The 26,398-nt window shown below is 36.8% G+C and carries 30 protein-coding genes; 17 read left to right on the top strand and 13 right to left on the bottom strand.

The window, feature by feature from the left end; translation table 11 throughout:
- Positions 1–8: 8 nt before the first annotated feature.
- Positions 9–482, top strand: a complete 474-nt coding sequence (locus tag ACOQN3_RS05560) for an AbiJ-NTD4 domain-containing protein (RefSeq protein WP_420545494.1) — start codon at positions 9–11, stop codon at positions 480–482.
- A gap of 24 nt (positions 483–506) precedes the next feature.
- Here the strand turns inward: ACOQN3_RS05560 and ACOQN3_RS05555 are convergent, their stop codons facing one another.
- On the bottom strand, positions 507–2,249 hold the full coding sequence (locus tag ACOQN3_RS05555) for a mechanosensitive ion channel family protein (RefSeq protein WP_420545493.1): 1,743 nt from the start codon (positions 2,247–2,249) through the stop codon (positions 507–509).
- Positions 2,250–2,535: 286 nt separating this feature from the next.
- Here ACOQN3_RS05555 and ACOQN3_RS05550 point away from each other — a divergent pair, with 286 nt between their 5' ends.
- Positions 2,536–2,826 carry a cupredoxin domain-containing protein gene (locus ACOQN3_RS05550; RefSeq protein WP_420545492.1) on the top strand — a complete coding sequence of 97 codons (291 nt, stop codon included), beginning with the start codon at positions 2,536–2,538 and terminating at the stop codon, positions 2,824–2,826.
- Positions 2,826–3,458: a PEFG-CTERM sorting domain-containing protein gene (locus tag ACOQN3_RS05545; RefSeq protein WP_420545491.1), complete on the top strand. Its 633-nt coding sequence runs from the start codon at positions 2,826–2,828 to the stop codon at positions 3,456–3,458. Before ACOQN3_RS05550 ends, ACOQN3_RS05545 begins: the two co-directional genes overlap by 1 nt.
- A gap of 442 nt (positions 3,459–3,900) precedes the next feature.
- Here the strand turns inward: ACOQN3_RS05545 and ACOQN3_RS05540 are convergent, their stop codons facing one another.
- Complete coding sequence (locus ACOQN3_RS05540) at positions 3,901–4,344, bottom strand: hypothetical protein (protein ID WP_420545490.1); 444 nt, start codon at positions 4,342–4,344, stop codon at positions 3,901–3,903.
- Positions 4,341–4,535 carry a hypothetical protein gene (locus tag ACOQN3_RS05535; RefSeq protein WP_420545489.1) on the bottom strand — a complete coding sequence of 65 codons (195 nt, stop codon included), beginning with the start codon at positions 4,533–4,535 and terminating at the stop codon, positions 4,341–4,343. The genes ACOQN3_RS05540 and ACOQN3_RS05535 overlap by 4 nt, the downstream gene beginning before the upstream one ends.
- A gap of 247 nt (positions 4,536–4,782) precedes the next feature.
- On the opposite strand from ACOQN3_RS05535, the gene ACOQN3_RS05530 reads away from it, so the two are divergent.
- Entirely contained in the window at positions 4,783–4,923 is a 141-nt protein-coding gene (locus ACOQN3_RS05530; protein WP_420545488.1) for a hypothetical protein, read from the top strand.
- 13 nt (positions 4,924–4,936) lie between these two features.
- On the opposite strand, the gene ACOQN3_RS05525 is transcribed toward ACOQN3_RS05530, so the two are convergent.
- Both ACOQN3_RS05525 and ACOQN3_RS05520 read right to left on the bottom strand, forming a co-directional pair.
- On the bottom strand, positions 4,937–5,773 hold the full coding sequence (locus tag ACOQN3_RS05525; RefSeq protein ID WP_420545487.1) for a helix-turn-helix transcriptional regulator: 837 nt from the start codon (positions 5,771–5,773) through the stop codon (positions 4,937–4,939).
- A 63-nt stretch (positions 5,774–5,836) separates the two neighbouring features.
- The gene (locus tag ACOQN3_RS05520) at positions 5,837–6,055 is read right to left on the bottom strand and encodes a hypothetical protein (RefSeq protein ID WP_420545486.1); all 219 of its coding nucleotides are present in this window, start codon (positions 6,053–6,055) and stop codon (positions 5,837–5,839) included.
- A gap of 159 nt (positions 6,056–6,214) precedes the next feature.
- Here ACOQN3_RS05520 and ACOQN3_RS05515 point away from each other — a divergent pair, with 159 nt between their 5' ends.
- Positions 6,215–6,706, top strand: a complete 492-nt coding sequence (locus tag ACOQN3_RS05515) for a 4Fe-4S dicluster domain-containing protein (RefSeq protein WP_420545485.1) — start codon at positions 6,215–6,217, stop codon at positions 6,704–6,706.
- 51 nt (positions 6,707–6,757) lie between these two features.
- On the opposite strand, the gene ACOQN3_RS05510 is transcribed toward ACOQN3_RS05515, so the two are convergent.
- Complete coding sequence (locus ACOQN3_RS05510; RefSeq protein WP_420545484.1) at positions 6,758–6,943, bottom strand: hypothetical protein; 186 nt, start codon at positions 6,941–6,943, stop codon at positions 6,758–6,760.
- A gap of 53 nt (positions 6,944–6,996) precedes the next feature.
- On the opposite strand from ACOQN3_RS05510, the gene ACOQN3_RS05505 reads away from it, so the two are divergent.
- Positions 6,997–8,043, top strand: a complete 1,047-nt coding sequence (locus tag ACOQN3_RS05505; RefSeq protein WP_420545483.1) for a cupredoxin domain-containing protein — start codon at positions 6,997–6,999, stop codon at positions 8,041–8,043.
- A gap of 31 nt (positions 8,044–8,074) precedes the next feature.
- Here the strand turns inward: ACOQN3_RS05505 and ACOQN3_RS05500 are convergent, their stop codons facing one another.
- Positions 8,075–8,233, bottom strand: a complete 159-nt coding sequence (locus ACOQN3_RS05500; RefSeq protein ID WP_420545482.1) for a hypothetical protein — start codon at positions 8,231–8,233, stop codon at positions 8,075–8,077.
- Between the two features lie 92 nt (positions 8,234–8,325).
- On the opposite strand from ACOQN3_RS05500, the gene ACOQN3_RS05495 reads away from it, so the two are divergent.
- The 4 genes from ACOQN3_RS05495 (at position 8,326) to ACOQN3_RS05480 (ending at position 10,396) form a co-directional block, all read left to right on the top strand.
- Entirely contained in the window at positions 8,326–8,655 is a 330-nt protein-coding gene (locus tag ACOQN3_RS05495) for a hypothetical protein (protein ID WP_420545481.1), read from the top strand.
- 13 nt (positions 8,656–8,668) lie between these two features.
- On the top strand, positions 8,669–9,040 hold the full coding sequence (locus ACOQN3_RS05490) for a hypothetical protein (protein WP_420545480.1): 372 nt from the start codon (positions 8,669–8,671) through the stop codon (positions 9,038–9,040).
- A 636-nt stretch (positions 9,041–9,676) separates the two neighbouring features.
- A complete protein-coding gene (locus ACOQN3_RS05485; protein WP_420545479.1) occupies positions 9,677–9,925 on the top strand; it encodes a hypothetical protein in 249 nt (82 codons plus the stop codon).
- Between the two features lie 18 nt (positions 9,926–9,943).
- Positions 9,944–10,396, top strand: coding sequence for an MgtC/SapB family protein (locus tag ACOQN3_RS05480; protein WP_420545478.1), 453 nt, complete (start codon positions 9,944–9,946; stop codon positions 10,394–10,396).
- Between the two features lie 87 nt (positions 10,397–10,483).
- On the opposite strand, the gene ACOQN3_RS05475 is transcribed toward ACOQN3_RS05480, so the two are convergent.
- Positions 10,484–10,690, bottom strand: a complete 207-nt coding sequence (locus ACOQN3_RS05475; RefSeq protein ID WP_420545477.1) for a hypothetical protein — start codon at positions 10,688–10,690, stop codon at positions 10,484–10,486.
- 253 nt (positions 10,691–10,943) lie between these two features.
- Here ACOQN3_RS05475 and ACOQN3_RS05470 point away from each other — a divergent pair, with 253 nt between their 5' ends.
- The 5 genes from ACOQN3_RS05470 to ACOQN3_RS05450 all read left to right on the top strand — a co-directional run bounded on the left by ACOQN3_RS05470 (position 10,944) and on the right by ACOQN3_RS05450 (position 15,380).
- Complete coding sequence (locus ACOQN3_RS05470) at positions 10,944–12,005, top strand: hypothetical protein (protein ID WP_420545476.1); 1,062 nt, start codon at positions 10,944–10,946, stop codon at positions 12,003–12,005.
- Between the two features lie 156 nt (positions 12,006–12,161).
- Complete coding sequence (locus tag ACOQN3_RS05465; protein ID WP_420545475.1) at positions 12,162–12,662, top strand: hypothetical protein; 501 nt, start codon at positions 12,162–12,164, stop codon at positions 12,660–12,662.
- A 27-nt stretch (positions 12,663–12,689) separates the two neighbouring features.
- On the top strand, positions 12,690–13,934 hold the full coding sequence (cas1, locus tag ACOQN3_RS05460) for a CRISPR-associated endonuclease Cas1 (protein ID WP_420545474.1): 1,245 nt from the start codon (positions 12,690–12,692) through the stop codon (positions 13,932–13,934).
- A gap of 274 nt (positions 13,935–14,208) precedes the next feature.
- A complete protein-coding gene (locus ACOQN3_RS05455; protein WP_420545473.1) occupies positions 14,209–14,421 on the top strand; it encodes a hypothetical protein in 213 nt (70 codons plus the stop codon).
- A gap of 164 nt (positions 14,422–14,585) precedes the next feature.
- Entirely contained in the window at positions 14,586–15,380 is a 795-nt protein-coding gene (locus ACOQN3_RS05450) for a hypothetical protein (protein ID WP_420545472.1), read from the top strand.
- 228 nt (positions 15,381–15,608) lie between these two features.
- Here ACOQN3_RS05450 and ACOQN3_RS05445 read toward each other — a convergent pair whose 3' ends face one another.
- Positions 15,609–16,895 carry a hypothetical protein gene (locus tag ACOQN3_RS05445; RefSeq protein ID WP_420545471.1) on the bottom strand — a complete coding sequence of 429 codons (1,287 nt, stop codon included), beginning with the start codon at positions 16,893–16,895 and terminating at the stop codon, positions 15,609–15,611.
- A gap of 146 nt (positions 16,896–17,041) precedes the next feature.
- On the opposite strand from ACOQN3_RS05445, the gene ACOQN3_RS05440 reads away from it, so the two are divergent.
- On the top strand, positions 17,042–18,367 hold the full coding sequence (locus tag ACOQN3_RS05440) for a hypothetical protein (RefSeq protein WP_420545470.1): 1,326 nt from the start codon (positions 17,042–17,044) through the stop codon (positions 18,365–18,367).
- A 322-nt stretch (positions 18,368–18,689) separates the two neighbouring features.
- The gene (locus ACOQN3_RS05435; protein ID WP_420545469.1) at positions 18,690–21,092 is read left to right on the top strand and encodes a hypothetical protein; all 2,403 of its coding nucleotides are present in this window, start codon (positions 18,690–18,692) and stop codon (positions 21,090–21,092) included.
- Positions 21,093–21,221: 129 nt separating this feature from the next.
- Here ACOQN3_RS05435 and ACOQN3_RS05430 read toward each other — a convergent pair whose 3' ends face one another.
- The 4 genes from ACOQN3_RS05430 to ACOQN3_RS05415 form a co-directional block, all read right to left on the bottom strand.
- On the bottom strand, positions 21,222–22,796 hold the full coding sequence (locus ACOQN3_RS05430) for a bifunctional metallophosphatase/5'-nucleotidase (protein WP_420545468.1): 1,575 nt from the start codon (positions 22,794–22,796) through the stop codon (positions 21,222–21,224).
- Positions 22,797–23,340: 544 nt separating this feature from the next.
- Complete coding sequence (locus ACOQN3_RS05425) at positions 23,341–23,469, bottom strand: hypothetical protein (protein ID WP_420545467.1); 129 nt, start codon at positions 23,467–23,469, stop codon at positions 23,341–23,343.
- A 139-nt stretch (positions 23,470–23,608) separates the two neighbouring features.
- Positions 23,609–25,339, bottom strand: a complete 1,731-nt coding sequence (locus ACOQN3_RS05420) for a cache domain-containing protein (RefSeq protein WP_420545466.1) — start codon at positions 25,337–25,339, stop codon at positions 23,609–23,611.
- Between the two features lie 638 nt (positions 25,340–25,977).
- Positions 25,978–26,385 (bottom strand): arsenate reductase ArsC, encoded by a 408-nt coding sequence (locus ACOQN3_RS05415; RefSeq protein ID WP_420545465.1) that lies wholly within the window; start codon positions 26,383–26,385, stop codon positions 25,978–25,980.
- Positions 26,386–26,398: the final 13 nt, after the last annotated feature.

The raw sequence follows: 26,398 nt of genomic DNA, 5'->3' as shown, positions 1-26,398 counted from the left end.
AAAACATCATGAGGGATGTAAAATCTGCTGATGTATTCTCAATAAGAGAAGGGATAGGTAAAACAAAAAAAGAAATCCAATCCGAAGGGATAGACGATGACTTAAAGAATAGTCTTTGGAATGCAGTATTTAGATACTATCTGGATGCAGGGAAACTTCCATCCACCGTTGTCATTCAAGAAGATGAATTTCTCAAGGAATTTTTTGAAACAATCCTGTATGACTTTTTCAAAATTCCAGCGGACTCTGTGATAAATGGTTTCTTGGGACATGGTATTGAAGAAACAAGAGAATTGTTTTACAAATTAGAGTGGCATGAGATCTATGATTTTATAGAATTCCTTGCAAACAATGTTTTAAAAAATGATAAGGATGTACATGGCGTGACATTTGTAAATTATTGTAACAAAATACTAGAACGAGAAAATTCATTATACAGATTCGTAGATAACAAAATAGAAAAAATCAAGCAAGACAATTAGAGTCCTCAATACAATTACATCGTCTCACTTAATTGGGACATCTCCAATCCCATGGTCTTGTAGATTCTTTTTTCTTTCTTCATCCTGTTTCCCAATTTCTTCTGCTTCTTTTTCCTCGTCGCCTTGATATATGGTCCTAATTGGCCATGGTATTCGTATGTCGTATTTTGCAAATTCTTCTTGAATCATCATCCTCATTGCAGTCTCAACCTTAAACTGATGACCATACTCTCTCACATACACCCAAAGCTTAAAGTCAAGGGAAGATGAATTAAACTCTACAAATCGGACTATTGGCTGTTTGAGATCTACAAATATTTTCTTGTCACACCCGCAACTGGGTTTGTTTTCATCAAGGTATGGGCATCTCTTTTGGACAACAATGTGTTCTCCTTTTTCATTTGTTATTTCAGTCATTGCGCGCTTCCCAATTTTCTGTAGTATCGCAGTTACCTGCCGTGCATCATTAAGATATGATACTCCGACTGCAACCTCTGCAGGAACAAACTGCATGTCTTTTGTGTAGTTGATTATTTTAGTTGAGATAAACAATCTAGTTGGAAAGATCCCCAGGGATTCGTTTAGAGCATGTCTTACGTATGTCACTCTGGTTGTGATTTTTTTAACATATCCGTTGTACCCTTCAACTTCCACTCTGTCTCCTTCTATTATGATCTTATCTTTGCGTATCATCAAGTATGCAAACAGGTTTTCCATAGTCTCTTTTAGTGCAAAGCCTATACCAACTCCAAATCCTGCCACTACGGTACCCAAAACAAACAGGTCTACGCCCCACCAAGATATTATTCCAATTACAACTGCAGCCATGAAGATTAACGGTATGGCATGCTCCACTGATTTTGGGGCGCCGTCTCGTCTTTTTGCTGCAAATCCTGGAGGCCTTGCACCTGGTTCTACTTTCTCATATTCGGAGAGTCTTTTTTCCTCTCTCCACATGTCTATAGGGTATACTTCTTGTGGAGTTGCCCCCAATCTTAGCTTCTGTCCTGACTCGTTGTTGCCAGACAAACATGCTTCAAGATATTCTTCATATTTTTTTCGTTCTGATTCTTTCCACTTTTCAAATGGCTTGTCAACAAGTGGTTTGAAAGTACCGATTGGTTGGTCTTTTGAAGTTCGATATTGCTCCAAGATATCTCTCCCTTCCTTTGTCTGAAGCATTTTTTGAAATTCTGTCTCATCCATGTCTTTTGGGGCTTTCTTGGGAGGTACCCATTCAAATAATTGGTGAAACAGATCCTCTTTGTCATCATCAAATCCCCTCATATCCATCCATGCATCAAAATCCTCTCTTTCCAAATCTGATGCCTTTCGTTTCTTGAGTATTATTGGGATTATTCTAGATATGGCAAACCCAATAACGATAACATTTATTGTCGCAAGTATCTTTGAGAAAATTGCTTTTGTCTCGTCACTATCTTTCTTATCTTCAGTTACAGTATTGATAACTACTACGTCTGATGACAATACGGATAATTGAACGTATGATGACATAGTTGAAACCAAAACTATCGCAAAGACAGGCAAGAGAACTGTTTTAATGAATCTGGATAAGTGGGGCCTTGTATAGCTGATTTTCTTTGAGTCAATCCATTTTGAAAACTTGTTATATACAACAAATAAAACAGACAATCCAATTATAATCGAGATGAACGCAATCTGCATCTCATAGGATGATGACAAGAGCTCCGTTACTTTTTCGAACTCCCCTAGTTCAATATTGTTTAAACTTTCATGTTCTGTCAATCAATCATCTCGTTTGTCATATCACATTCAAATTCTATTTTATTTCTTGTTTGCGCGCTGTTAAACATCCTGATTTCAATATAATAATATCTAAAACAAGGTTTTGCTTTTTCATAATACAATATAGGATAATTAGAGAATGTATGTAATTATCAATTCTTGCTTGAGCAAGCAATTCCTCAGAGATTCATCAAAGAATCCTTGCGTGCTTGAATGAAGCAAAATAAGATATTTTGTTTATGTGTTCCAGTGAGGTTTTTATGTATCCGATCAAGTACTCATTCCAATGAAGACAAAAGCAATTGGCTCTTTCTTCGTACTATTTGCTATTGCAGCTGGAGTTTTTACAATGACACCCGCTGCTTTTGCAGATCATCCAGAAGTCACAATTGTACCAGCAGTAGGTTCAGCCTCACCCGGATGTGAGGAAACTGAGGAAGATTGTTACATTCCAAAGGTAGCAACAGTTGATGTTGGAGGAGTAGTAATATTCTCAAACACAGATTCTGCAGCTCACACATGGACTGCTGAAGCTTGGAAGATGGCCCTACCGGTGAATTTGATACTGGACTATTAATGGTAGACAATTCATTCGAATGGAAAGCAGAGACCACTGGTGAAATCCCATATTTCTGTATGGTTCATCCTTGGATGGTAGGTGTGATTGTAGTACAAGAAGCAGGAGCAGCTGATGATCATGAAAAAGATGATGCAAAACATCCAACTGGAGAGATGCATGAAATCCAGGAAGACACTGTTTTGTATGGAATGACCTCCGATGGAACTGTACGGGTAGAAATTGCAACAGGCACGCCCACCGCAGGCGATTCCCTAAAGATAAACGTGAACTTTATAGATCCTGAAAAATCTGATTCAGACGAAGCAGTTCTTGTAGAGCACATCAATTATGACATAACTGCAACCCAAGATGGAATTCCAGTGTTATTTGATGAGAAAAACTACGAACCTGCAGGAGGTGGTGAACATTTCACATCTGAACTAATGTCCGATTCACCAGTAGATGTCAAAATAACACTGCTTGGGATAGGTGAGAACAAGCCATTTTGGGGACCAACAGGTGAAGTCGTAATGTTCCATGTGGTTCCAGAGTTTGGCACAATAGCAATGATGGTACTTGCAGTAGCAATCATATCCATTGTTGCAATTAGTACAAGATCAAGACCAAGTATTGCAATTCCAAAATACTGATCTTTTTTTATTTTTTCCTGAATTCTTTCTCTGGGAAAGTATTTTTCTTTCTTATTTTTTCCTTGGAAACTTTTTTTCTTCCCATTTTTTCCTGAGGAAAAAATTATTTTTTCCTTTTTCTTTCTGCAGGAAAGAATTTTTCTTTCTTCAAATGTCCAATAATGTCCAGTTTTGTCCAATAATTTCTGTAGATTATCGATAAATTATCCAATTGTTTCTGGACAAATTTGGACAAAATTTGACATTGTCCAATAATGTCCAACTAATATGGGTGTTTTTTCGGTATCTTTCCGGAATGTTTGAAAATTATTCCGATATCATTTCGATAGACTGAAATATCAATTCGGAAAAATAGGTTTTAATTTAATATTATTTCAATTTTATGAATTTTCTTTTCAGTATCAATTCGGTGGGATAAATTAACAATTAGATTTAAGACTTATCAATTGGATTTGAGTTGTTTCATATACTCGGAAAGCATATTTCCATACGATTCCATCCATACATGCATGTATTTATCAAATGACTCTAACATGGATATTTTCATCTTAACATATGCATCAAAGATATTGCCTGCAGCATCTATGTTGTTTTTTATCTGTTCTCCTGTCTTGTCATAATGTTTTTTCATATCTCTTATTGTTTCAGATTCGATATTCATTTTGTCTATGAATTCTTTTTCTGCCATGCAAAATGCACTGTGAACATCATCTGCCATGTGCAAATATGCATCATACAGATCAGAATAGTTCTGGGCAAATGAAGGAATCTTTGATTCTAGTTTTTTGACAATCTCAGATGTGGTATCCTTGTGTATCTCACACAAGGAAATATCCTTGTCATCTTTCTTTTGCTTGTTGTTTTTTTCACTGTTGGACGACATCATGACCTCGCCACTGGACTTGTCTCATCTATTATTGAAATTATGCTATTATCTGATGCTATCATTTTGAGCTTGTCATCTGTCATCTTTCTTTGCAGATGAAGGATATCATGTGTCAGCTCAGAATGTACATTTGGCAGCATTCTTTGCAGTTCTTGCATATGCCTATCATAGCATTGATCAAAGTCTGTCATAACACAAAACTCCATTTTTGTGTTTTACAAAAATCATAGAAAATCCTCATTTGACAAACTATTCTTTCTTTTGTTATTTATTTACTGGTAGGATGAAATTATGAAACATCACACTTTAGTTATAACTCTCAAAACAACTAGCTCATTTGGAATTTTTGCCAAATCTCATCTTGGTCAACAGTCTTGATATTGCCATCACTCCAAAATTAGAAAAGAAATAAAAAAACACAGAGAAAAGACGGTAAACATGGGAGATGACAAAACATTAACTTATCAAAACCGCAAAGACGCCCCACCTGAAGAAATCAGCAAAAAGGTAAGAAAAGACAAGGAAAAGGCAGTCAGAAACCCAGAGGGCAAAAGCAACATTCGTATTTTGAAAAAATAATTTCTATTGCCCATTACTCAGGATATTTCTTGTCAAAATATTTTATCTGCTTTTCAGTAAACGAGTCTGACTTTTTCCAAGAGTCCTCAAAATAGTCCTCACACCATTCAATAAAGTCTGGGTCTGTCCCATAAAAGGCCTCTCTCATGTCTGACTGTCCGTCAATTGAGGGAAACATCACCATGGCCTCATTCTCATTTGTAACAAGTATCGTTCTGATTTTTTTGAGCATCCTTCTTTCAATCTTTTTTTCACTGATTAAACTGTGTAAACCCTTGTCTATCAGATCCTCTCTACGCTGTTTTGGCATGATTGTGTCAGTGCTCATTATGTAGGATGTCTTGAGCTCGCTGTTTTCTTTTAGCTTTTCAACTATCATGTCCACAAACTCTGCATCAAATAATTCAGAAGATATGACGTTAATCTTTTTTGATGCATTATCGTATATTGACTTCCATCTGTCTAATACAATTGGTGTTCCATGCAGAAGTTCTGTATCGACAAACGAGCCCATTCTTTGAACAAACTTTATTGGGACATATCCAAAGTTGTGGAATTTGAAATATTTCTTGTTATTGCTTATGAAGATAAATGAAGGTATGTTATAACATGCTAATTCGCCTACCCTGGTAAGCTTGTATTCTCCCTCGGAGTTCTTTATAACGAGACCTGCTTCTGTCATTCTCTTAAAGTTTCTAGCAACCTCCTGGACTGGAACAGAATGTTTTTTTGCAATCTCTGAAATTTTTCCTGAACCTTTCTTCAGTATTCCTAATAGCATACTGATTCGCAAGTCATTTGAGAGTTCTACAAACTGCATTGTAGCTGCTTCAATTTTTTCTGAATCCATCCACATTCTACTTGCTTGATGCATATAAGTACATTATAGACAGTAGGCAAGATTCTTGAAATTTCAATGGTGTTCTAAGACATTTCTTTTTTTAGGACGTATTGCCATACTTGCACCAGAAAGTACGAGGCCGGAAGATTTGAGCGCTATCCCTGTAACTGTCATTATCAATCCCATCTTGACAGGATGTTTTTGTACAAAATCCTGCACATCTCTCTTCTGGTCTTCTGTGGCATATCTCCTGTACATGTATCTTGCCAGAATTCCACCTCCTATTAACAACAAGAAAGGAACCATACACTGTTTTATAGACATTATAACTTAAGATTACCTTTCAATTTGCATTCAATTTATCATAGATCTATTCTAATGCATTGAGGACTTTTATAATATCATTGATTTGTTAGCTGCACATATTATATATAAAACGACTGATGTTTTATGCCGATTGCTACAAATTTTCCGGAAGGCCTAAACCTCATTGGTAAAATCAACCACTCCGATGGAGAGCATTTTCATTGGGTTTGGGGTCCGGGCAGAAGAGATGGTAATGCATTTAGAAATGATGATGTAAAAAAAGCATACGATACAAGAGATGAAGAACAAGTGCCATTAGGCATAAGCGGAACTATGGTTGCAGTTGAGTGGGATTCTTGTGTGGCAGATGGTGCATGTATTGAAGCATGTCCTGTTCAGGTATTCCAGTGGTATAGAACAGAAAAAGATATTCCTGCAATAAAGGCAATAAATGAAACTTTTGAAGGTACGGGAAATACAAATAAAGACGGAAGAAAAGATCTAACTGACAAGGCAGATCCAATTAGAGAGCATGATTGCATATGGTGCATGGCATGTGTCTCTGTTTGCCCTCCACAGGCAATCAAGGTTGATCAGTTAAACGAGGAAGCACATAACAACGCATCCATCGAATAAAAAAATCAAATTGGGTGTAATTTTTAATCAAAAAAAAAAATAATGGAAAAGCTAGTTTAGATTCTTTTTTACCTCTGCTGCACTTTTTTTGATGTTCTTTTTGGCTTCTGCACCTGCTTGTTTTAGTTCTTTGGTAAGACCATCTGATTCAGCTTCTGCTTTTCCTTTCTCGTATGACGATTCAGCTTCTGCTTTGGCTTTGTCGTATTCAGCTTCTGCTTTTTCTTTTGTTCCCATGATGTGATTTGTTTGATGTTGCATTTAGTGTTCTGTACGATGATCTGATGATAATGCATAAAAGAATCTTAGATCTGTTTATTATTGATTCTCAAAATATTTTAGCAATTATGAAAAGACACATCACGTACATGTTTTTTGCAGCTATTGCATTAGGCATGATAAGCAGTACAATTCCAGACGGTTTTGCAGACGATGCAGCTGTCAGCATTCCCTCAGGGACATCAGTTCCTGGATGTGAAGAGACAGATGAGTGTTATCTGCCTTATACAGTGACAATTAGTCCTGGAGACAAGGTCACATGGTCAAACGACGACACGGCAGCACACACTGTAACCAGTGGCACACCAGTAGAAACTGACGGCAAGTTCGATTCTGGTCTATTTTCTCCAAATACAACGTTTTCTCACACCTTTGAGAATGCTGGAAACTATGACTATTTCTGCATGGTACACCCATGGATGAAAGGAGTCGTAACGGTTCAGAAGGAAGGAGGAGAGAATTCTGATAACAAAACCGTACCAGGAGCAATTGTAGGCGCAGGAGAGGACATAGTTGGAGGAGCTGAAGACATCGGCAAGAGTATTGTAGAAGGAACTGAAGACGTGCTATCAGATATAGGTCAAGAAGCAGAGGACCTGATAGATCCAATCACTGATGATATGATAAAAATGCAGTCAATGACTGTTGATGGGGAGATCATGGTAAACGTGTACACTAGCGAGCCAACAACAGATGAAAAGCTATCAATAGTAACAGAGTTTCTTGACAGAAATGACGAGCCTATACAAGACATAGTATATGACATCAAGGCAATGCAAGATGGCAAGAGAATATTCTCCGAAGAAGCAGTACAGACAGACAGATATGGTCAACACACGACAGAGTCCCTTGCAACAGACAATCCGGTTGACATTGACGTAAAGATAATCAGTGTAGACGGAGTTGATGCATCTCTAGGTCCAAAAGGCGAAGTCATTAGTTTCCATGTTGTGCCCGAATTTGGAACAATAGCCATGATGATACTGGCAGTTGCAATCATATCGATAATTGCAATAACTGCAAAGACAAACAGACTGGCAATAATGCCAAAACTTTAATTTTTTTTATTTTGTTTTAATTTAATTTGATTTAGATCTCTTCGATCTCTTCAGACACTTCATCATTATCAGAGTTTCTATTCTTGTTTTTTATATCTGATAACTTCATACTTAATTTCTCAGCTAGTTGTTTTTTCTCTTCAGCATCAGGTGTCATAGAATTGTTTAGCAAATGCTGTTTATAGCCCACACTGTGATTGTATTAGTAATTATCATAAACTGGTTGTAAAAACATCACTGTTCTTGAACAGCATCTAAATACAAATTATACATAATGATGTCATGAATGAAAACAAATACGAGTCTGCAGCCGAAAAAGCAGAGCAAGCTGCAGATACAGTAAACAAGAAAGGACAAGAGATTGGGGACACAGTAAACCAAAAAGCAGAAGAGATTGGCGATGCTGTAAAAGAAAAGATAGAGGGCGCCGACGCTGAAAAATATCTTGAGATGATATCAAGGATGCTGGAAAGACTGACAGAAAAGCATCCAACTGTAAGCCTCAAGTGTGACAATGTATCATTTGAGACTGAAACACCAGATGACAGCGGAAACATAATCCCCGAAGGCAAGATAACAATAAACGGCAAGTTCACTTTGTCCGTGGAATAACAAGTGAATGTCAATGAAATGGGGAGTCGATATATTGAAACGTCTTCAGGGAAACATATCCCTTGAGATAGACGGTGTACTGTCAGCCCAGGCACAAATGAATAAAGACACCAAAATAGTTGACATTCATGATTTTTCTTTTGAGGATCCAGGTGAGGACAACATATTTGAGAAGCTTAGCAAGGCAAGAGACCTTGGAAGTATATTAAAAGAAGAGGGACAGACTTTGATTGTAAGACACAAGGGAAAAGATGTCATGAAATTTGGCAAAGATGCCAATCCGAAACTGTCGCTGCTTGCCACCATGAGCAGAGACGTTGAAATCACGGATATCATTGAGCTGCGAAGACTCAGCAAGACAATCGACCCAGAAGAGGAGGAATGATATGCATCATGTGACCTATTTATCCTCAAAATCTTTTTTAGAGAATAAAACACGTGAGTGGATATGGGATATTTACTAAAGATAAAATTTACAAGCAGTCTTGAAATCTAGGTTGCAGGAGACAATGTGGATGAGGTACGAAAGCTAATGGATGACGCTGCAAAAAAATTCCTTGACAGGAAATACAACGACTACAAGCTGTCAATTAATAGTGTCTAATTATCTCTAGATGTTTTTTGTCCATGCAGCAATCATATCAGCTAATGATTTTTAACAATTTGTTATTAGATGAGTTTATTTGAATTTATCATATGATAATATTATTATGCCTTGGAAAATAATTTCGACAGTTGTTGGCGTGTTGGTGCTGATCATACTGATACAGGTACTTCTTGGAGTATTAGCTGCTTAGCAACACAGAGGAATAATAAGATAATTTTATATTTTTTCTGTGTTATGTATTTCTCGTCATATCATCAATTTATGAAATATATCATCAGTCTATCAATTATGTTTATAGGTATAACTTCATTAGGTGATTTATGATTTGGTCAGTTGTATGGGCAATACTCGGATTAATTGTACTGGTAATCTTATTACAAGTACTATTTGGTATACTGTTCTGAGGTTTTGAGTATGCTTGAAAAGATACTTGAAAAAGCATTGGAGCATAACAGCTTCCTTGGAAACAGAATTCAGAGCCTCTCTGAATCAAGGAAGAATGAGCTTGAATTAATGAAAAGCAAGATACGGACATCACCGCAAGAGGTAGAAGAATGGTTTGAAAAAGAGATTGCAAAGATTTCAAATCTGAATGGCTCATCATCATCCCTCAAGGATACAATCAACATGACTGTGAAACAGTCTGAAGATCCCAATCAATAATTTTGTATCTGATTTACCATGGAAGATGAGATATTCAAGAGTCTTGATGTCGAGCTTGTCTTTCGTCTTGTACTGGCCACAGCATTAGGCTCGTTAATTGGATTTGAACGTGAGTCCAAAAACAGGCCTGCAGGATTACGCACGCACATGCTGGTGTCATTGGGATCTGCATTATTCTCAATGATTTCAATATCATTTGAAGAGGATCCAACCAGAATAGCAGCAGGAATCGTTGCAGGCATTGGTTTTTTGGGAGCAGGCAGCATAATATCCTCAAGACAAAAGGTCAGAGGATTAACTACTGCTGCAACATTGTGGATTGTAGCTGCCATTGGTTTGTCAATCGGTACTGGATTTTACGTAATTGGAGTGGTCAGTGCAGTCATAGTGTTTCTCATACTGCAACTAGGACATGTTGAGAAAAGAGACTATACAGAAAAAGATGAAGAAGAGAGGACCGATGGATTATGAAACATCTCATGAATTGTTTTTCTAGTAGTTTATAGATTTTACATTTTTAATGAATGATGTTTGTTGAATCATTAATAAAATAAAAAATTAAGGGGAGTAGGCCCCTTCATTTTTAGTTACTTGACCATAACCTGGATCTATGTCCTCAATTCCTGATTGGACATCAGATAGGCCATCTTCTACTGCATTTTGGCTTGGTACACTCATGTCATTTTGTGACATGGCAGAGACTCCTACAGCTCCAACCACTATGGCTGCAGCAACAACTATTCCTATTAACACAAAGTTGTTCATGAGTTAATTTAGATGTAGAAATTAAAGAAATGTTGCATAAACAGATTCATAAAAAACAAAAGATCATATGACAATGTCTTGTATTTTTCTAAACTGTTTAGACAGGAATATTATGAACAATGATCCAACATTTCTTGTATATTGCAAGAGATCATGATTAATCACAATTAGATTGTAACAATATAGATAAATCATAACAACTGACTATCGTATGAATTTGAACAAAGAAATCCTATCTTTGAGTGTTTTCATCATGTTGGTGTCATTTTCTACAACCTTATCCTTACAAGACGCAGAGGCTGCAACAGGCACTTTCTACACTGAAACAAAGTCATACAGGGCGGGTCAGCCAGTAACTGTAATACTTGCAGACCCGGACCTGAACCTAAAAGGCGACAGAATTGACATATACTCTGTTATTGATGATCCAAACTCCCCTTATGTGGACACTGTTGGGGCAAACGGGCAAGTATTGCTGGAGATTCTAATAAAAGATACACGATACAAACGATGTACGGTTGATGGCACACAGCATGGAGGACTGGCATCAACAGGATTCACGTTGGTCGAGACAGGTACTGCCACCGGAATATTTGAGGGAATATTCAAGATGCCATCTCAGATGTGTGACAAAAACGGAACAAAACTAATTTCCACTGCAGGTGGAAGCATTGAATTGAAGTATCATGATGCGCGAGACTCTTCTGGCAAGCCGAACATCTTCAGCAGCCAAGATAAGAGCAACCCTTTTGTCTCATCAAGCCTGACCCCTCAAATTAACAGAGACAGGATTGTTCTTCCAGATACTGGATCAACAAGTGAAGTGGTTCTTTCCGGAAAGGTATCTGATGCCAGACAAGGAATATCACTTGTTGTCACCATGACATATCCTGACAGAAACATGCAGAAATTTAGTGCGTCCGTAACTGGCAACGGAGAATACAGGGTAGTTTTGACAATAAATTCGAATTCTTTGGTCGGAACATACCATATTGATCTTGATTACAACAATTCGCATATTGGTTCAGTATCTTTTGAGGTGATTGGCAAAGTCATACCTGATTGGATAAAAAATAATGTCAGGACATGGTCAGAAAACAATATGTCTGACTCCGAATTTGCTTTTAGTGTAAGATATCTTGTCAAGAATCATACTGGTTTATCTAGCCATATTGATGATTCTGATGATGATAGCTTGAATGTTCCATTCTGGTTTAAAAACAATGCAGAGTGGTGGACAAGCAACCAGATATCGGATCAAGACTTTGTCAATTCACTTGAATACATAATAAAAAACAGAATTATGGATAATTAGAACTGTTGAATTAAATTGATATCAAAAATTGTAAAGAACACAGTCAGTTTTAAAACCAATCTGGAAAATTCAATGCAACATAATGACAAATTCTGATAAAATGTCTTTTGCACACAACCACTTTTAACTATGAATTCTACCCAATCAACTATATTCATGACTTGTGACAAATCTCACGCTACCAAAATTGTAAATGACACTAAGATAATGCTTTTAGACTATGTGACAAAAGTAGATGTTTCTCTAGATTTTATTATTCCGTATTACTTCCTAAGACGCCAAACTGACATCCCGTTATTTCAAGACTCTATATTTGACAATGAAAGATGGGCAACATTTGGAAACAAGATTAGTTTCTTGGGAAAAATACTAAAACACAGATTCCCCCAATACAACAAAAGAAAAAAAATCATTTACATGCTAGATGAGATGAGAGAGCTCAGAAACAAATTCTCACATACAATTTTTCTAGAACTGACTCCTGATGAGATACGCAAAAAAGTGTTTTCACTACCCAAGCTTGAAGACGGGGAAATCAAAAAAATTGAGTACTCCATGGAATTAGGCAAGAAAATCCAAAAGAACATGTACTATGTTGACAAGGAATTTGAAACGATTAGAAAAATGATATCCGATGACAAAATGCAAGACAGTTAATTCATAGACGAGGAGTATGAATCCAATATGGTTAAACATGTTGAATGGACAATAACAAAGGTTGAAACATCAATCAATGTGGACAAGAGAAAACTGATCATAACCAACAAACTAAAAAATACTAGACTGGAGTTTTTCCCTCACAAGATAAACCATGATGGAATAATCATTGATGGGCATACAGGCAACATCACATTTGAGGCAATGAGGTGGCTCTCAAAGCACAACATCAATCTGACATTATTGAACTGGAACGGCCAGTTATTGGCAAATCTCCTGCCAGAGCAGCCAAAATCAGGCAAATTACGCATAAAACAGTATCAAAAATACCTTGATTCTGAGGCCAGATTTGAGATTGCGCTCAAAATCGTTCAGGCCAAGATAGAGCATTCCCTGAATCTTTTGGAAGAATTGTCAAGATTCTATGAATCTGTGGATATTACAAAAATCAGAAAGTCAGCAGAAAAGGAAGATTTGTTCTTGTTAGACATAATGAAAAATAATGGGAAACAAGATATTTCAAAATCAATCAAGCAACTGATGACATACGAGGGAAGGATTGCTGGAATCTATGAGAATCTAATCAGAATATTCAATCAGCTAAATCCAGAGTTTAACTTTACGGGAAGAAAGAACAAGTCAAATTCTGGAAACTATAACGCGTCTGACGAGGTCAACGCATTGCTGAATTACGGTTATGCTATTTTGGAATCAGAGATTAGAAAAGTGGTTAACGCAGTTGGTCTTGATTATTCCATTGGATTCTTGCATGAGATTAACCAAAGTAGAACTTCATTAGTTTATGATATCCAAGAATTATTTAGATGGATAATTGATGTATCTGTTATTCAATTATTGGAAGAAAAGAAGGTCAAAAAATCTGATTTTGTTATTACAGAGAACTATCATATCAGACTGGGTGAAGATGTCGCTAAGATCTTGATTAATAAAATTAATTCGAACTTTAATTTCAAATATAACTACAAGAATGGCAAGAACTATTCTTATCAGATTATTCTTCAAGACAATTTGCAACAACTATCTAATTTCATTGTAGACAAGAAAAAAGAATTTGATTTTGTTATTCCTAAATTGAAACTAAATAGAAATGACAATTTAGAATTAAGAGAAAGAATTTTGAATATGACTCCTGATGAAAGAAAGAGATTGAGAATTAACAAATCAACACTGTGGTATATGCAGAAGAGTTTGTCTGAAGGAAAAACTCCCAAAATTTATGAGAAGATTCTGTTAAAAATTCAACAAGCATAGAAACATAGTAAACAATCTATTAGTTGTCGATGGGATAATCAATTATAATTAATCTATTTTTTTCTCTAGGTTGATTTTGATGCTCTGTACAAAAAATCTGACAGTGGGTATGCTTTTGTAAATGCTTGCAAATTATTTGGACACATCAAAACACTATGAAATAGATTCAGGGGCGTAGTCCAAAATTTTATGATGTTAATATATGATGATATGGTGATATGGTGATCGTCAATTATTTATCTTACCCCCAATTAAATATAAAGGCGGAGTTCTGATGGGTTGCAAGAATATTTGTTATAGATACAAGGCCGAAAGAATATTTGGCGTTCCTCGATATGAATCAGGACACAAGAGATGTAGCATTTGTGAGGTATTTTTAGAATGGGATGGTAGGCATTGCCCGTGCTGCGGATACATGCTGAGAACCAAACCAAAAGAAGGCAAATCAAGGCAAAAGATGCTAGTAAAATCTGTCAAAAGGATTTGATCTTGCCAAGGTTCAGGTTTTACACCTCGTATGCACCATTACATTACATTTGGTTTATCAATTTTGAGAATACTTTCTAATCTGATTGATCTTTGGCAAACAACAAGATCTAACCAAACATCTCGAAAAGATCATAATAAATAGTACATACTAAATAATTTAGTATGAATTTTTTGTTTACTTTTACCGTTGGTATGCTTATCCTGTCATTGGGCATTACAATGAGTCTTGATAATGTTTCAGCTGATGCAAGTCACACATACAGGCAAGGCTATCTGGACGGAAACAATGGTAATGAGCCAAAGGCAGAAACCGGAGACTATTACCGTGGATATCTCCAAGGAACGTTTGATTTAGTGTATCAGTCTCTCATCTATTCTGATGTTGATTATACCGATCTGGCAGATAATGTCGGTTCCAATTCTGCAATGGCATCTGGTGTTGCTACTGATCCTGATCCTGATGAAAAGTCAGGCGGAAAAGACCCTCTAGTGTTTGGTGGTTGGGATTATCACGTCAACAATACAGAAAAATGTGAAACTTCAAACAAGTTTGACTATGACAATGACGGATTTGTTGAGAACTTCTGCTATGAGGTTGTAGGATCTATATTTGTAATTGATTTTAACAATAACGGCAACATCGACAACGGTGCAGAGATGCTCAATTTCTACAAAACCCCCCTTGAGGGACATACGCCAATTACGTTCATGCAGGAATACAGTGATGTGTGCGAGCAATACAACTGCTATCTGTGGCATGACTCTGTTAAGAACTGGAATGTGGATGAGTATGAACTGATTCCGTTCTCCTTTGATGTGGACTATGTAAGGTATTTCCCTGAAGGCAAACAGTTGGTAGATAATGGAAAATACACCTACTGCAGTGGAGAATCAGTCAACGGTGAAAAATTTTATTGCATACAACCGACATACTGGCAGAAAGGTATTGTTGAATAGTTTGTTTATGTACCTGTAGCCAAATTTATTTTCCTTTTGATTAATGCTAAAGACAAATAGAAATTCCAATTGATGATAATCATTGACATATTGATCTTGAAGATTTTGAGGGTGTTACCATAATTTATTGCAAAAATAGGTTGCAAGTACAAGTCCAATAGAAGATTTTCCAACACCTATGAGTGTAAAAATTATAATTTTCTTGTTGTTGAAATTTAATTATATTATTCATCTCTCAAACCATCCACAATAATTTTCATTGTTTACCTTGAGAATTAAATCATATACCAGTTTATTGTCCGAATCAGATGCCTTAGGATTCCAAAACAACAACGGTTCCCCAGTCTGGCAAATAAGATACAAAACCATCTTTTCATAGTCTGCCTTGTTTAGATCATTTTTTGCATAGCTAAAGTATGGTATCCACACCATGTTTGGAACATCCGATGATTGTTTGACTGCATCAAATGAATCTATTTGCCACTTTAAGACAGTACTTGTTTCATGTCCTATTTTGTCTCCGTACTGCCTAATGTCTCCATAAAATGACTTTGCATTATGGGTTCCAAAATTTGAAAAATAATGCTGTTTGTGCCCATTTTTTTCTGGAACCACCAGATCTATGTCAACGATATAGTCATTGTAGTTGGAAGCTTTGACGTTTGGATACAATTCCCTAATGGGTTCAAAAATTGCTGCGTTTCTTGCATCAACTAGCATTTGACGCTGTACCGCATTCCACTGCAGGTATGCAGGATGATTTGCGTGCGGTCTGTCCATGACCAGAGCCAACGAAGTGTGGTTTATTTTTGGAACCAATGTGACAAACCTAGGATCACTTTCTATGGCATCAGCCCATCCTGGCTTTGTTTGCAGCGCCCAATTGCCAAAATTGGACTCATCATCCAATATGATATAGTCTAGTTGTCCTCCTGCATTCTTGTATTTGCCAAACCACTCTGCTGTCCTTTCTTTTATGGATATGATTCCGTTATTGAGCCACGGACATCTGAATTCGGCATATTCATGAGTATTTGGATCGACGCATCTGTCGTTTGGATTGGAATACAGTTCTTTTGTGAATTTCCACAGAAATATTGCAGCATACCTGTCAGGCTTTTCATTGCTTTTTCTGGCAATTTCTACAGGATCGGAATCTGTCCTAATCCACAGCATGTGTATGATATGATTCTTCTGTTCTTCTGGAACATCATGCCAGGAAAAAATTCGATATTCTGTATCTTGCATAAGGGAAGTTTGATTTTCTATTTGTATCGTATGCGTATTTCTTTGAATCAGTGTTTCTGCAGTGGTATGCTTGACACATGCAGGAGATCCATCTGATTTTTTGAATATCAGAGTCAGATTTGAACTGCATTCGATATTCTGTAATTCTATTCCATTTTTTACTTGTTTTACAGGTCCAAGTAATTCTTCTTCAGAGCATACAGAATAGGTTAGATAAGTAGATATGACGATACATATCAAAATAATCACAATAAACTGAAATTTCATAACTTGATTTGTATTTCATATAATAAAACATATTTACAAAATAACACATGTGTGAATAACACAATTTTTGCATGGAAAAATCAATAGGATTGTTACTGATAATTCCTACTTGTTATTTAAAACCATCAAGATAAATCAGTGTTTTAATGATTCAAAAACACTCAAAACAACTTCTTTCAGCAACTACGGCAATTCTGATGATGATTTCAATTACATATGCAGCATCATATGCGTATGCAGAAGAAGGTGATTTTGTCACAGTAACAAAAGACAGCATAAAGGACAATCCCACGCTTGCGCAAATTCTAGAAAACATTGAAAAATCAAAGCAAGAGTTTTCTGATGTTCAACAAAAGTCAGACCAAGAAAAACTACTTGACGACCAACGAAACATGGCACAAAAGATACTAGAGCAGGAATTACAGCAAATGTTCAAAGATAACGAAGAGTTTACTCCTCTGTCTGCATTTAGCAAGTTTCTAAAGACCATTCCTGATAATGACACAAAAATAGTTTTTCAAGGCCTGTTTGACTATCATCAGCAAAAAGTAAATGACGCAAGAGACGTCATGCGTGCCGTTCTTCTAAGTGGTGGAACCCTGCAAGATGCACGAAATGCATACCATGAAGCTGCAAAAATCCCACGAACAGAAATGATCAGCATTGTAAAAGATATGAATGTGGGTGTAGGGTTTGCCGATCCAGACATTCAGAAACATTTTGATTATGACGGAAAACTTCCAAGATATGACGATGAACAGGACTATGTTACGTCATTTGTAGACCTTACTTCTTCCTCTTCTAAGAACGTAAACTCCTCTTCCAATGTCAAAGAAGAGTCTGGTGACATACCAGCACAAGATGATACAGATACGCATAATGAGGCCAGTGACAAAACTACCATGCAGCAACTACTAGACGAAATACAGAAACTTAAAGACAAGATCAAAGAACTCCAAGCAGGACAAAATTCTAATCTCCAAAATGTTAAATTCGAGAAGCCAGCACTGGACTCTATTCATTTTGCAGACTGGATTTCTGATTACTCTCAGGGATTAGGACACCTTTCTGGTTCAGTCAAGGACATAAAGTCAATTCCTGTAAATGCGCTAAACGAGCCTGACTCTTACGATGATGCAACTCATTCCTTGGCATTGGGAAGAGAAGGACAGGTTACTATGGGGTTCTCTGAATCCGTGACAGACAAACTGATTGTGTATGAGGCAAGTACGCAAAAATACATCAGAGAGATTGCAACAATAGAAGTTAGCGCAGATGGAAAGGACTGGACCACTCTGACTAAGACCCAACATCAAAAGGATGATTCGTATGTAGACCAATACATCTATGATCTATCAGAGGTAGGGTGCATTTCCCATGTCCGCATAACTGACAATGCTCCTTCCAATTGGGGAGACGGGTTTGATGTTGATGCTTTGGGAGCAACAAAACTCTGTAGTAATTCTACATAATTTTTTTTATTTTATTTTTTCACGGACCAAACATATTTCACCCATACAAAAGACGGCAATAATGTGAATTAGCCAGACTAGAATTTGACTCCATTTTGTATGAGTTATGGGGTTGATATTATATCTCGACATTTACAAAACATAACAGATTTTCCCTCACAAGATAAATCATGACAGAATTATCATTGACGGCCATACTGGCAACATTACATTTGAGGCAATGAGGTGGGTCTTTTATTGAATCCCATCAACATAATCCTTTTTTGTATAGTTTTAACAATAATTGAAAAAGTAATATACTGACATTTTAGACAGTCAGCATTTGGATTCATCTCAAGGGCTTGTTCCTTCATCAGTAAACCGTCGATTATTGTTTACCGGCATTTTTCTTGCATCCCTTTCAGGACTCGTTTTGGAAATAGCTCTAACAAGAATCTTTTCTGCTGCAATTTGGTATCATTTTGCATTTGTTGCAGTATCTGTGGCATTGATAGGATTAGGTGCATCTGGACTCGTGGTGCACTATAGACTAAAGAAGATCAAGGAAAATTGGGCAAATAATCTCACCATAGCTTCCTCAATAGGAATTGTATTTGTTTTACCCATATCCTTGTTTGTAATGCATGTTTTGGCATCAGACATAACATATCTGCCATTGTTTATGCTTCTTTTTTCCATTCCGTTTTTCTTTGTAGGAATCATAATATCTGCCGCATTTAGTGCCTTTGCACACGTTGCAGGACGACTTTATGCATTCGATCTGATTGGTGCATCGCTAGGTGCATTATCGGTAGTGGCATTATTGAGTATTCTTGGTGGAGAAGGAACACTTCTTCTTGTAGGTGTTATATCAGCAGTATGTGCAATTATTTTTTCAATAGCATCAAAAAATAAAAAAAAGATTTTGATTTCACTTGCAGTAATAGCATTTGCGTCAGCTCTGTTGATGGTAAATGAGACTAGCCAAACATTTTCCATTCTAACTGATTCTAGGGCTCAAAAAGATTTGCCAATTTTTCTTAGAGAGAATCCTGGCACACATATAGTTAAAACCCAGTGGAATTCTTTTTCAAGAATTGATGTGGTTGAGGGACCTACAAGTAACTGTGATCCTAATACATTGGATCCAATATTTGGACAACCACAATGTGCTGGTGAAGGGCTTATTGCAAAAATCTTCATCGATGGAGGAGCAGGCACTAATATCATATCCTGGGATGGTTCGCCTGACAGCAGACAAGAACTGTCCTCGTGGATGCAGTATCTGCCTTTTACTATGATGAATGATCCTAAAACACTCATCATAGGTTCTGGCGGAGGAAGAGATGTTATTGCAGCAGTAACCAGTGGAAATACTGATGTTACTTCAGTTGAACTGAATCCGATAATCTTTGATACAGTAAAAAGCTACGGTGAAAAAGCTGGCAATTTGTATGCCCATCCATATGTAGATGCAAACGTGGATGAGGGTAGAAGTTTTGTTTCGCGTTCGGTTGACAAATATGATATAATTTACATTCCATTTGTTGATACATGGGCATCCGTGTCCTCAGGAGGTCTGGGGGTTTCGGAAAATTTCCTGTATACGGTTGAAGGATTTCAAGAATACTACGATCATCTGACAGACAGAGGCAAAATTGTCACAGTACGGTGGCTAATTGATACCCCAAGATTTGTCTCAACATTTGTTACTCTATTGGAAAATAACGAGATTCCCCAAAGAGATGCCTACAAACATATCATAGTTGTTGGTTCCGAATCTATTGAAAAAGATCCTAGTGTGACCATGTCTGTCTTCTCCAAAGAACCATTTACCAATGATGAGATTGAGTTCTTTACAGAAGCATTTTCAAAGAATGGCTACAAACCTATATTGGTCCCCGGACAAGTAATGGTTGAACCATATTCAAAATTATTAAATGAAGAAATAACACTGGAAGAATTCTATGATTTGTTTCCAACAAAGGCACATCCAGTAACCGATGATAGCCCATATTTTCTTTCATTTGAAAAACCATTTCCTCAAATATTAGAACAATTATTGTATGTAAGTATAGGAATTGCAGGAGTTTTTCTTATAGGACCATATGTTTGGCTAAAGAAAAGCAAAGATGATAACGTAAAAAATCACAGTACCATTACAACAAAGAGTATTGTTGTTTATTTTGCTGCATTAGGATTTGGGTTTATTCTCATTGAATTGGCTTTGCTGCAAAAATTGATTTTGTTCTTGGGCAATCCGACTATGACCTTTGCGCTATTGTTATTCACAATATTACTGTCAAGCGGTATTGGCAGCTTGATTAGTGCAAAACTGATTAGATTGAATACCAAAAATTTAATATTTGTAATATCTGGAATTGCCGGTTTAGGATTAATTTATGTAAGTATGTTAACTCCATTAATCTATTCCACAATCTCTGAACCATTTACAATAAAAGCTGCTATAAGCATTGGACTTTTGTTTCCAATTGGTTTTCTAATGGGAATGCCAATGCCAACTGGCATGAGATTAATAAAATCCCATGTTCCAACGTTTGTTCCTTGGATGTGGGCAATAAATGGTGGATTTTCAGTATTGGGTGCGGTTCTAACAGTAATCCTAAGCATAGTTTATGGTGGTTCTTATGCAATGCTATTTGGCATTTCAGTTTATCTTGTTGCCTTAGCTATAGGTCTTACTTGGAGACAACAAGCAGTTGAAATCAAGATAAGCAATGCATAGGTTTAGTTTTTTAATATTCCACGTGGGTATGTTTTCAAATCATCTTAACTATATCCCCAGCATAATGTGTTAGGGGATATAGTCATGGTATTGATTTTCATACCCACGTGGAAATATTAGGATTACAAATCATGAAAAAAATCTAGACTTTTCTACGGAAATTCTTACTTGTGGATCGTATTTTACATGCTTTGATGATTTTTCCAGCACGTCAAAAAGGGAAGAACCTAGAATTACATGTTTTTTGAGTCCAGATATGATGCTGCTGGCAGTGGCGTTTCTGTTTTTGGCCAAGATTGTGGCAAACCCGTCATCATTTGTTTTTAGCATGTCCCACAGCATGACAACTGATAGTTTGTCTTCTGGTTTTGATTCTTGCAGGATCTCAATCGCATTCTTTGACACTTGCAGGATTTTCCCACGTCCTTCCTCAGAGTATGCATGTTGTAGAAATTGCATGCATTCTTTTCTTGTCATTGTAATTTTTAGCAGCGTATCTTTCTTGTCCAAGACGAAGATTCTGAACAGATCAGATCTTTTTAGGATGTTTCCTATCTTTCTGTCTCCTCTGAAGTGCCCAGAATTGATAAGCGCAATATCTGAACCTGTAAAATCCAGCATACAGTCTGCTACAAAATTTCCAAAATTCGTTGAGCCCTTTCTTAATTGCAGTTCTGTTGCATCAAGAACTGTTTCCTTTTTGAATCTCTTGATAACTCTGTCGGACTTTTGCTCATCCAGATACTCTTCAAGTTTTGACTCCCACTGCCTTACCTTTCTCTGTATTTCAGAATTGGGGGGAATCATTGCCAGTTCAGCAGAATTCATTACAATTACCTGTTCCTGGAGAGAATCCGTCTTTTGGGGATTTGACAGTCTTGGAATCCCGATGATTTGCACGGTCCTACAGTTTGATTGTCCCTTCAAAAGAACAGATTTGGGATTTTTGTCACTGTATGACAATATTTCATTATGATCGTGGCCTCCAAATAGATACAGATATCCGTCCCAATTTTTATCAAGGAATTTCAATAATGCGTCATCTTCTTTGTTATCCATGTGGGACAAAATAACCAGATGATTGATTTCAGCATGATCTTTTTGTATCTTGCCAATTGTTTGCTTTAGGGATGATTCTACGGGAACTGTTTCAAGACCATTCTGTCTGGCTTTTCTGAGTGTGGCTTTTCCTACAATTCCCGTTATTGCCATAAACAACTTGTTGGAATTATCCAGATGTATTGAATAATCTGAAATTTTCAAACTGTTTTTTGCTTTTGGATTTCGTATGTTTGCACATATGATCTCAAATGATGCATTAGACATATTTGTTTTGAGAGATTCAATCCCTCCGTCAAAGTCATGATTACCCAATGTGCAGTAATCAAACCCACATGCATTTAGGATGTCGACCATCTGACGCCCTCCAAAATAGATGCTCATCAGTGAGGGATACAGAAAATCACCTCCATGCAAAACAAGTACCGGAACCTTGTTTTTTTGTACAACTGGATCTGTCCTTATCCTGTGTATGAGAGAATAGAGTCTTGCAAAGCCTGGAAGGTCAACGGTGTTGTCTATGTTTGATTCCTCAATGAAGTAGGTATCAGTCACATGAATCAAAACCATTTTGGGGTTTTTATCCAAAAGTTTTTTGATTTTTTCTACACTCCCACTCTCATAGTGTCTCTGCATTGCCTTCATTACTTTTTTACATTCAATATGATGTGATATCTATATCCTTGTTCAGGTTCCTAAAAAGAAAGTCGAAATTACAAAAGGATCTGCAGAAAAGATAAGGAAAGGAATTGAGTATGCCAAATATCCTTTTGCACATATCCAGAAAAATTTAGTTAATCCATAGGTGCAAACCACGTCCACGTAGAAATTATGAAATGAAAAAAATCTAGAAGATAGATTGTAAATTAAAAAACTGTGGTATGAGGCTGATTGTGTTGGTTTGCACGCTAACATGTGTTTAACAAGCATTAGTTTAGGTCTTTACTTGTCAAACAATCAATTCAAAATTTTCAAGATTAGTGACCTGACTACCAATTATTAGTCATGTAATAGAATAACAGATAGCCAGGTCGTGGTTTGGTGTGTCTAGAGACATGACGGAGATTTTTCAATCAGATGGCAAAATGTGGATTATGGCCTGATTGAATACGAACGTCATCTACCATGTCTGATAAGTGTATGGTGTCTTGCAATATAAAGGAAAATTAGGAGTTTATTCAGATGCAGTCTATTCTGTAGGAGGAGTGAATGGAATTTCATCATGGTGTCCCTTGCCACGAATGACAAAGCATGTCACTGTAAGTACAATTGCCATGCCAATGGCCACTCCAAATGCCGTGATACTGGCTTCTGCCATGTTTATTGGTCATTATATGAAACATTTAGATTTTTTGTGTTTTCTTTTGGCAGGTCTTGAACGTTCTAGAATAGGCGGTACAACTACAGGACCCACGTGGACCGACAAAAAATGGAAAAAACGAGTTATGAATAAAAATCTATTTTCTGGTTACGATGAAAATTTTGTATTCAAGCCCTTTTATCAGGCTCTGGTCCAGTTTTGTGAACTTTAACTTTTCAGAATCTTTTACCTTTTGGTACATCGAGTCTCCAATCACCAAGGTGTTGGGAAGTGCATACTGGTTAATGTTGAAGCAGTGGTTGACAGGCTCTCCAAAAATATCTTGCAGGGTCGCAGTAGACGATTTTGTGACATTTACATCTCCAAAAGTAGAGCTTATTCTGTACGCAATCTCAGGCAGGTCTTCTGATGTTAGCTTCTCGTTGAGCTCTGAATTGTAATCTGCAATTGCAAGACAGCAGTCAACTGCATTCTCGTATGTCGTATCGTCTTTTAGCGGAAAGTAAAACAATAAAGAATCGTCAACTGCCTTTACTGCTATTCCGTTGTACTGTTCCACAATTTCTGCAACAGACTCTATGAACACGCTGTAATATTTTTTGGATTCTTCTTCGGACATCTTTTCTTTGATCAGAATAGAGCCAACAATATCTACAAGGCATACGCAGCATTCCTGTTTCTGCTCTGAGTATTTGAGCAGAATGTTTGCCTGTTGCTTGATTATGTTTTCACGTTTTGTTATTGCAGATATTGTTTCCTTGATGGCATTTGCCATGGAGTCAAATGATGATGATAACTCCCCAATCTCGTCGTTTGTTTGGATGTTTGTCTGCACGTCAAAGTTGCCTTTTGAGATCTCCTGCGTTGCATCTCTTAATTTTTGGATTGGGTTTGATATTTTGCTTGAAATGATAAATGCTGCAACACTGGCAATTGCCATTATGCTTGCACCCATAATGACTATGGTCTGCTGTAATTCATAGATTGGCTCTAAAACCACACTTTCATCCACTTCAGTAAGCATCACAAAACCCAGATTGTTCTCACAGTATGAGATTCCAAAGATTTCCACGCCTCTATAATCAACATACGTCATTCCGCTTACACTTTGTCCTCCCTCAAAACACAACCTTACTGGCTCAGAATCCACCTGTTGTTGAAACGGTGCGTCCTCTACAAACAGAGATTCAGATATCATCATCCTGTCACGGTTCACAAGATATACCTCCCCTGTCTCTTGCAATCCAAATCTGTTGAGCAATACGCTGTCAAAAACAGTGGTATGCGTGGTTACTACAACTCTCCCTATGGAAGATCCGTTTTCATTGTTAATTATTGGAGAGGATATTTTCAATAGTCTTTCATTATCATCGTCCTGGATGAATTTGGTACTGGTTTTGGCAAGCTTTCTTTCTGATGCGGGCAAGGTCTCTATTTTTACAATATCTTGCGCATTAAGAGAGAATACGGGGATTCCGAGCCTGTTGAAGATTGTCAGATCCTTGATTCCCGCGCTGAACTGGTCTTGCTGAAATGACTTTACAATGTTTTCAATGCTTTCTCTCTCTTCTGCAAAATGTTCCGCATCTGAAAGATTGTCTAGTCCAGGATATGATGCAGATAGTGCCTCAACCAACACGGAATTTGTTGCAAACAGCTTGACGCCTTCAATTCTTTCTTTTACAATCGATGATATTGTGGTTCCTCTTTCCTGAGACTCTTCGGCAAGTGTTTTTTCCACGTTGGTCTTGAGGATTGAATCAGCAAGATTGAATGCTAAAGCAGTTGTCACTGCTATTGATATTAATGAAATTGTGAGAACCAAAAAGATAATCTTTGTACCTATGCTTAGAAATGGTTTGGCCATATTGTAACCCTGAATTTTACATATTTAATATTACATCACAATTTGATGAGTATTTCATGTTTGTACCAATCCTTCTCATCAATTGCTAAGATTCTAGTTGCAAATGATGATGATTGGTATTTGGATCAATGTGCAAACAACTAAACGTCTTTGAATGTTTTTTGTCTGTTTCATATGGGAGAAATTTGAGACTCTCATCCAAAGAGCCGTTGGTGCTCTTCAAACATGCACCTGTTAAAAACCACGTCAATGCCTTTCTCTAGTGCAAGATCTTCTGCCTCTGCTCAGCATATTCCAAAAATACAATTAACTCAGTTGCCTCTTCAATATCTAATTTTTTCACACAGAATATGTTTTGTTAGAAGTAATTATGACTATTGATTAAATGAGTATTATTTTTTGAAGACAGCTAATGTCAAATATTTTGAAACAATATTAGATAATTTTTGTTAAAATCTTTTCATAGATTTTGGATGTTTTTCCCTCTAACAAATTCTTTTTGATATGCCACAAGGTGGATTTGTTAATCTCCAATTGTTTTCTCTCTTCGGCAGTCATTTTCAAAATCTTTTCTCTCAATTTTACATTCTCATTTCTATTCAATTTCAATTTAGGAATAACAAAATCAAATTCTTAATTCATGATTGTTTTAATTGCAAAACAAGTTCCTTGACTCTTTGCTCTATCTGGTCACGAATCTTTCTTATCTCTTCAATTGACTTTCCTTTAGGATCTTCTATCTGCCAGTCTGTCACATCCCTCAAAAATAAAGCAGGGCATGATTCCTTGTCCATGCATCCCATATTGACTGCAGTTTCTGCACCATCTATCATTTCCTGCGAGATACTTTGCGGAGAATTTTTTTCAATATCAATTCCAATCTCTTTCATTGCTTGTGCTGCAATAGGATTGATTTTAGCTGCAGGCATTGTACCTGCACTGATTGGCTCAAAGCCTGAAGGCAAATATTTTCTAAAGAAGGCTTCAGCCATCTGGCTTCTTCCAGCATTTTCAACACATACAAAAAGAATTTTTTTCTTGGTCATCATCATCATTATT

It is taken from the genome of Candidatus Nitrosopumilus sp., from assembly GCF_965223225.1.
GTDB lineage: Archaea > Thermoproteota > Nitrososphaeria > Nitrososphaerales > Nitrosopumilaceae > Nitrosopumilus.
Note: the sequence above shows the minus strand (reverse complement) of the source record. Positions and strands in the feature narration are given on the sequence as shown.

Coding starts and splice junctions, on each gene's coding strand:
- ACOQN3_RS05425 (WP_420545467.1), bottom strand. CDS start 23,469: ATGGCAGAAGCCAGTATCACGGCATTTGGAGTGGCCATTGGCATGGCA.
- ACOQN3_RS05445 (WP_420545471.1), bottom strand. CDS start 16,895: ATGAAATTTCAGTTTATTGTGATTATTTTGATATGTATCGTCATATCT.
- ACOQN3_RS05535 (WP_420545489.1), bottom strand. CDS start 4,535: ATGACAGACTTTGATCAATGCTATGATAGGCATATGCAAGAACTGCAA.
- ACOQN3_RS05480 (WP_420545478.1), top strand. CDS start 9,944: ATGGAAGATGAGATATTCAAGAGTCTTGATGTCGAGCTTGTCTTTCGT.
- ACOQN3_RS05560 (WP_420545494.1), top strand. CDS start 9: ATGAGGGATGTAAAATCTGCTGATGTATTCTCAATAAGAGAAGGGATA.
- ACOQN3_RS05450 (WP_420545472.1), top strand. CDS start 14,586: ATGAATTTTTTGTTTACTTTTACCGTTGGTATGCTTATCCTGTCATTG.
- ACOQN3_RS05465 (WP_420545475.1), top strand. CDS start 12,162: ATGACTTGTGACAAATCTCACGCTACCAAAATTGTAAATGACACTAAG.
- ACOQN3_RS05485 (WP_420545479.1), top strand. CDS start 9,677: ATGCTTGAAAAGATACTTGAAAAAGCATTGGAGCATAACAGCTTCCTT.
- ACOQN3_RS05515 (WP_420545485.1), top strand. CDS start 6,215: ATGCCGATTGCTACAAATTTTCCGGAAGGCCTAAACCTCATTGGTAAA.
- ACOQN3_RS05545 (WP_420545491.1), top strand. CDS start 2,826: ATGGTAGACAATTCATTCGAATGGAAAGCAGAGACCACTGGTGAAATC.
- ACOQN3_RS05420 (WP_420545466.1), bottom strand. CDS start 25,339: ATGGCCAAACCATTTCTAAGCATAGGTACAAAGATTATCTTTTTGGTT.
- ACOQN3_RS05505 (WP_420545483.1), top strand. CDS start 6,997: ATGCATAAAAGAATCTTAGATCTGTTTATTATTGATTCTCAAAATATT.
- ACOQN3_RS05430 (WP_420545468.1), bottom strand. CDS start 22,796: ATGAAGGCAATGCAGAGACACTATGAGAGTGGGAGTGTAGAAAAAATC.
- ACOQN3_RS05530 (WP_420545488.1), top strand. CDS start 4,783: ATGGGAGATGACAAAACATTAACTTATCAAAACCGCAAAGACGCCCCA.
- ACOQN3_RS05470 (WP_420545476.1), top strand. CDS start 10,944: ATGTTGGTGTCATTTTCTACAACCTTATCCTTACAAGACGCAGAGGCT.
- cas1 (WP_420545474.1), top strand. CDS start 12,690: ATGGTTAAACATGTTGAATGGACAATAACAAAGGTTGAAACATCAATC.
- ACOQN3_RS05540 (WP_420545490.1), bottom strand. CDS start 4,344: ATGATGTCGTCCAACAGTGAAAAAAACAACAAGCAAAAGAAAGATGAC.
- ACOQN3_RS05490 (WP_420545480.1), top strand. CDS start 8,669: ATGAAATGGGGAGTCGATATATTGAAACGTCTTCAGGGAAACATATCC.
- ACOQN3_RS05525 (WP_420545487.1), bottom strand. CDS start 5,773: ATGGATTCAGAAAAAATTGAAGCAGCTACAATGCAGTTTGTAGAACTC.
- ACOQN3_RS05415 (WP_420545465.1), bottom strand. CDS start 26,385: ATGACCAAGAAAAAAATTCTTTTTGTATGTGTTGAAAATGCTGGAAGA.
- ACOQN3_RS05475 (WP_420545477.1), bottom strand. CDS start 10,690: ATGAACAACTTTGTGTTAATAGGAATAGTTGTTGCTGCAGCCATAGTG.
- ACOQN3_RS05510 (WP_420545484.1), bottom strand. CDS start 6,943: ATGGGAACAAAAGAAAAAGCAGAAGCTGAATACGACAAAGCCAAAGCA.
- ACOQN3_RS05440 (WP_420545470.1), top strand. CDS start 17,042: ATGATTCAAAAACACTCAAAACAACTTCTTTCAGCAACTACGGCAATT.
- ACOQN3_RS05550 (WP_420545492.1), top strand. CDS start 2,536: ATGAAGACAAAAGCAATTGGCTCTTTCTTCGTACTATTTGCTATTGCA.
- ACOQN3_RS05495 (WP_420545481.1), top strand. CDS start 8,326: ATGAATGAAAACAAATACGAGTCTGCAGCCGAAAAAGCAGAGCAAGCT.
- ACOQN3_RS05455 (WP_420545473.1), top strand. CDS start 14,209: ATGGGTTGCAAGAATATTTGTTATAGATACAAGGCCGAAAGAATATTT.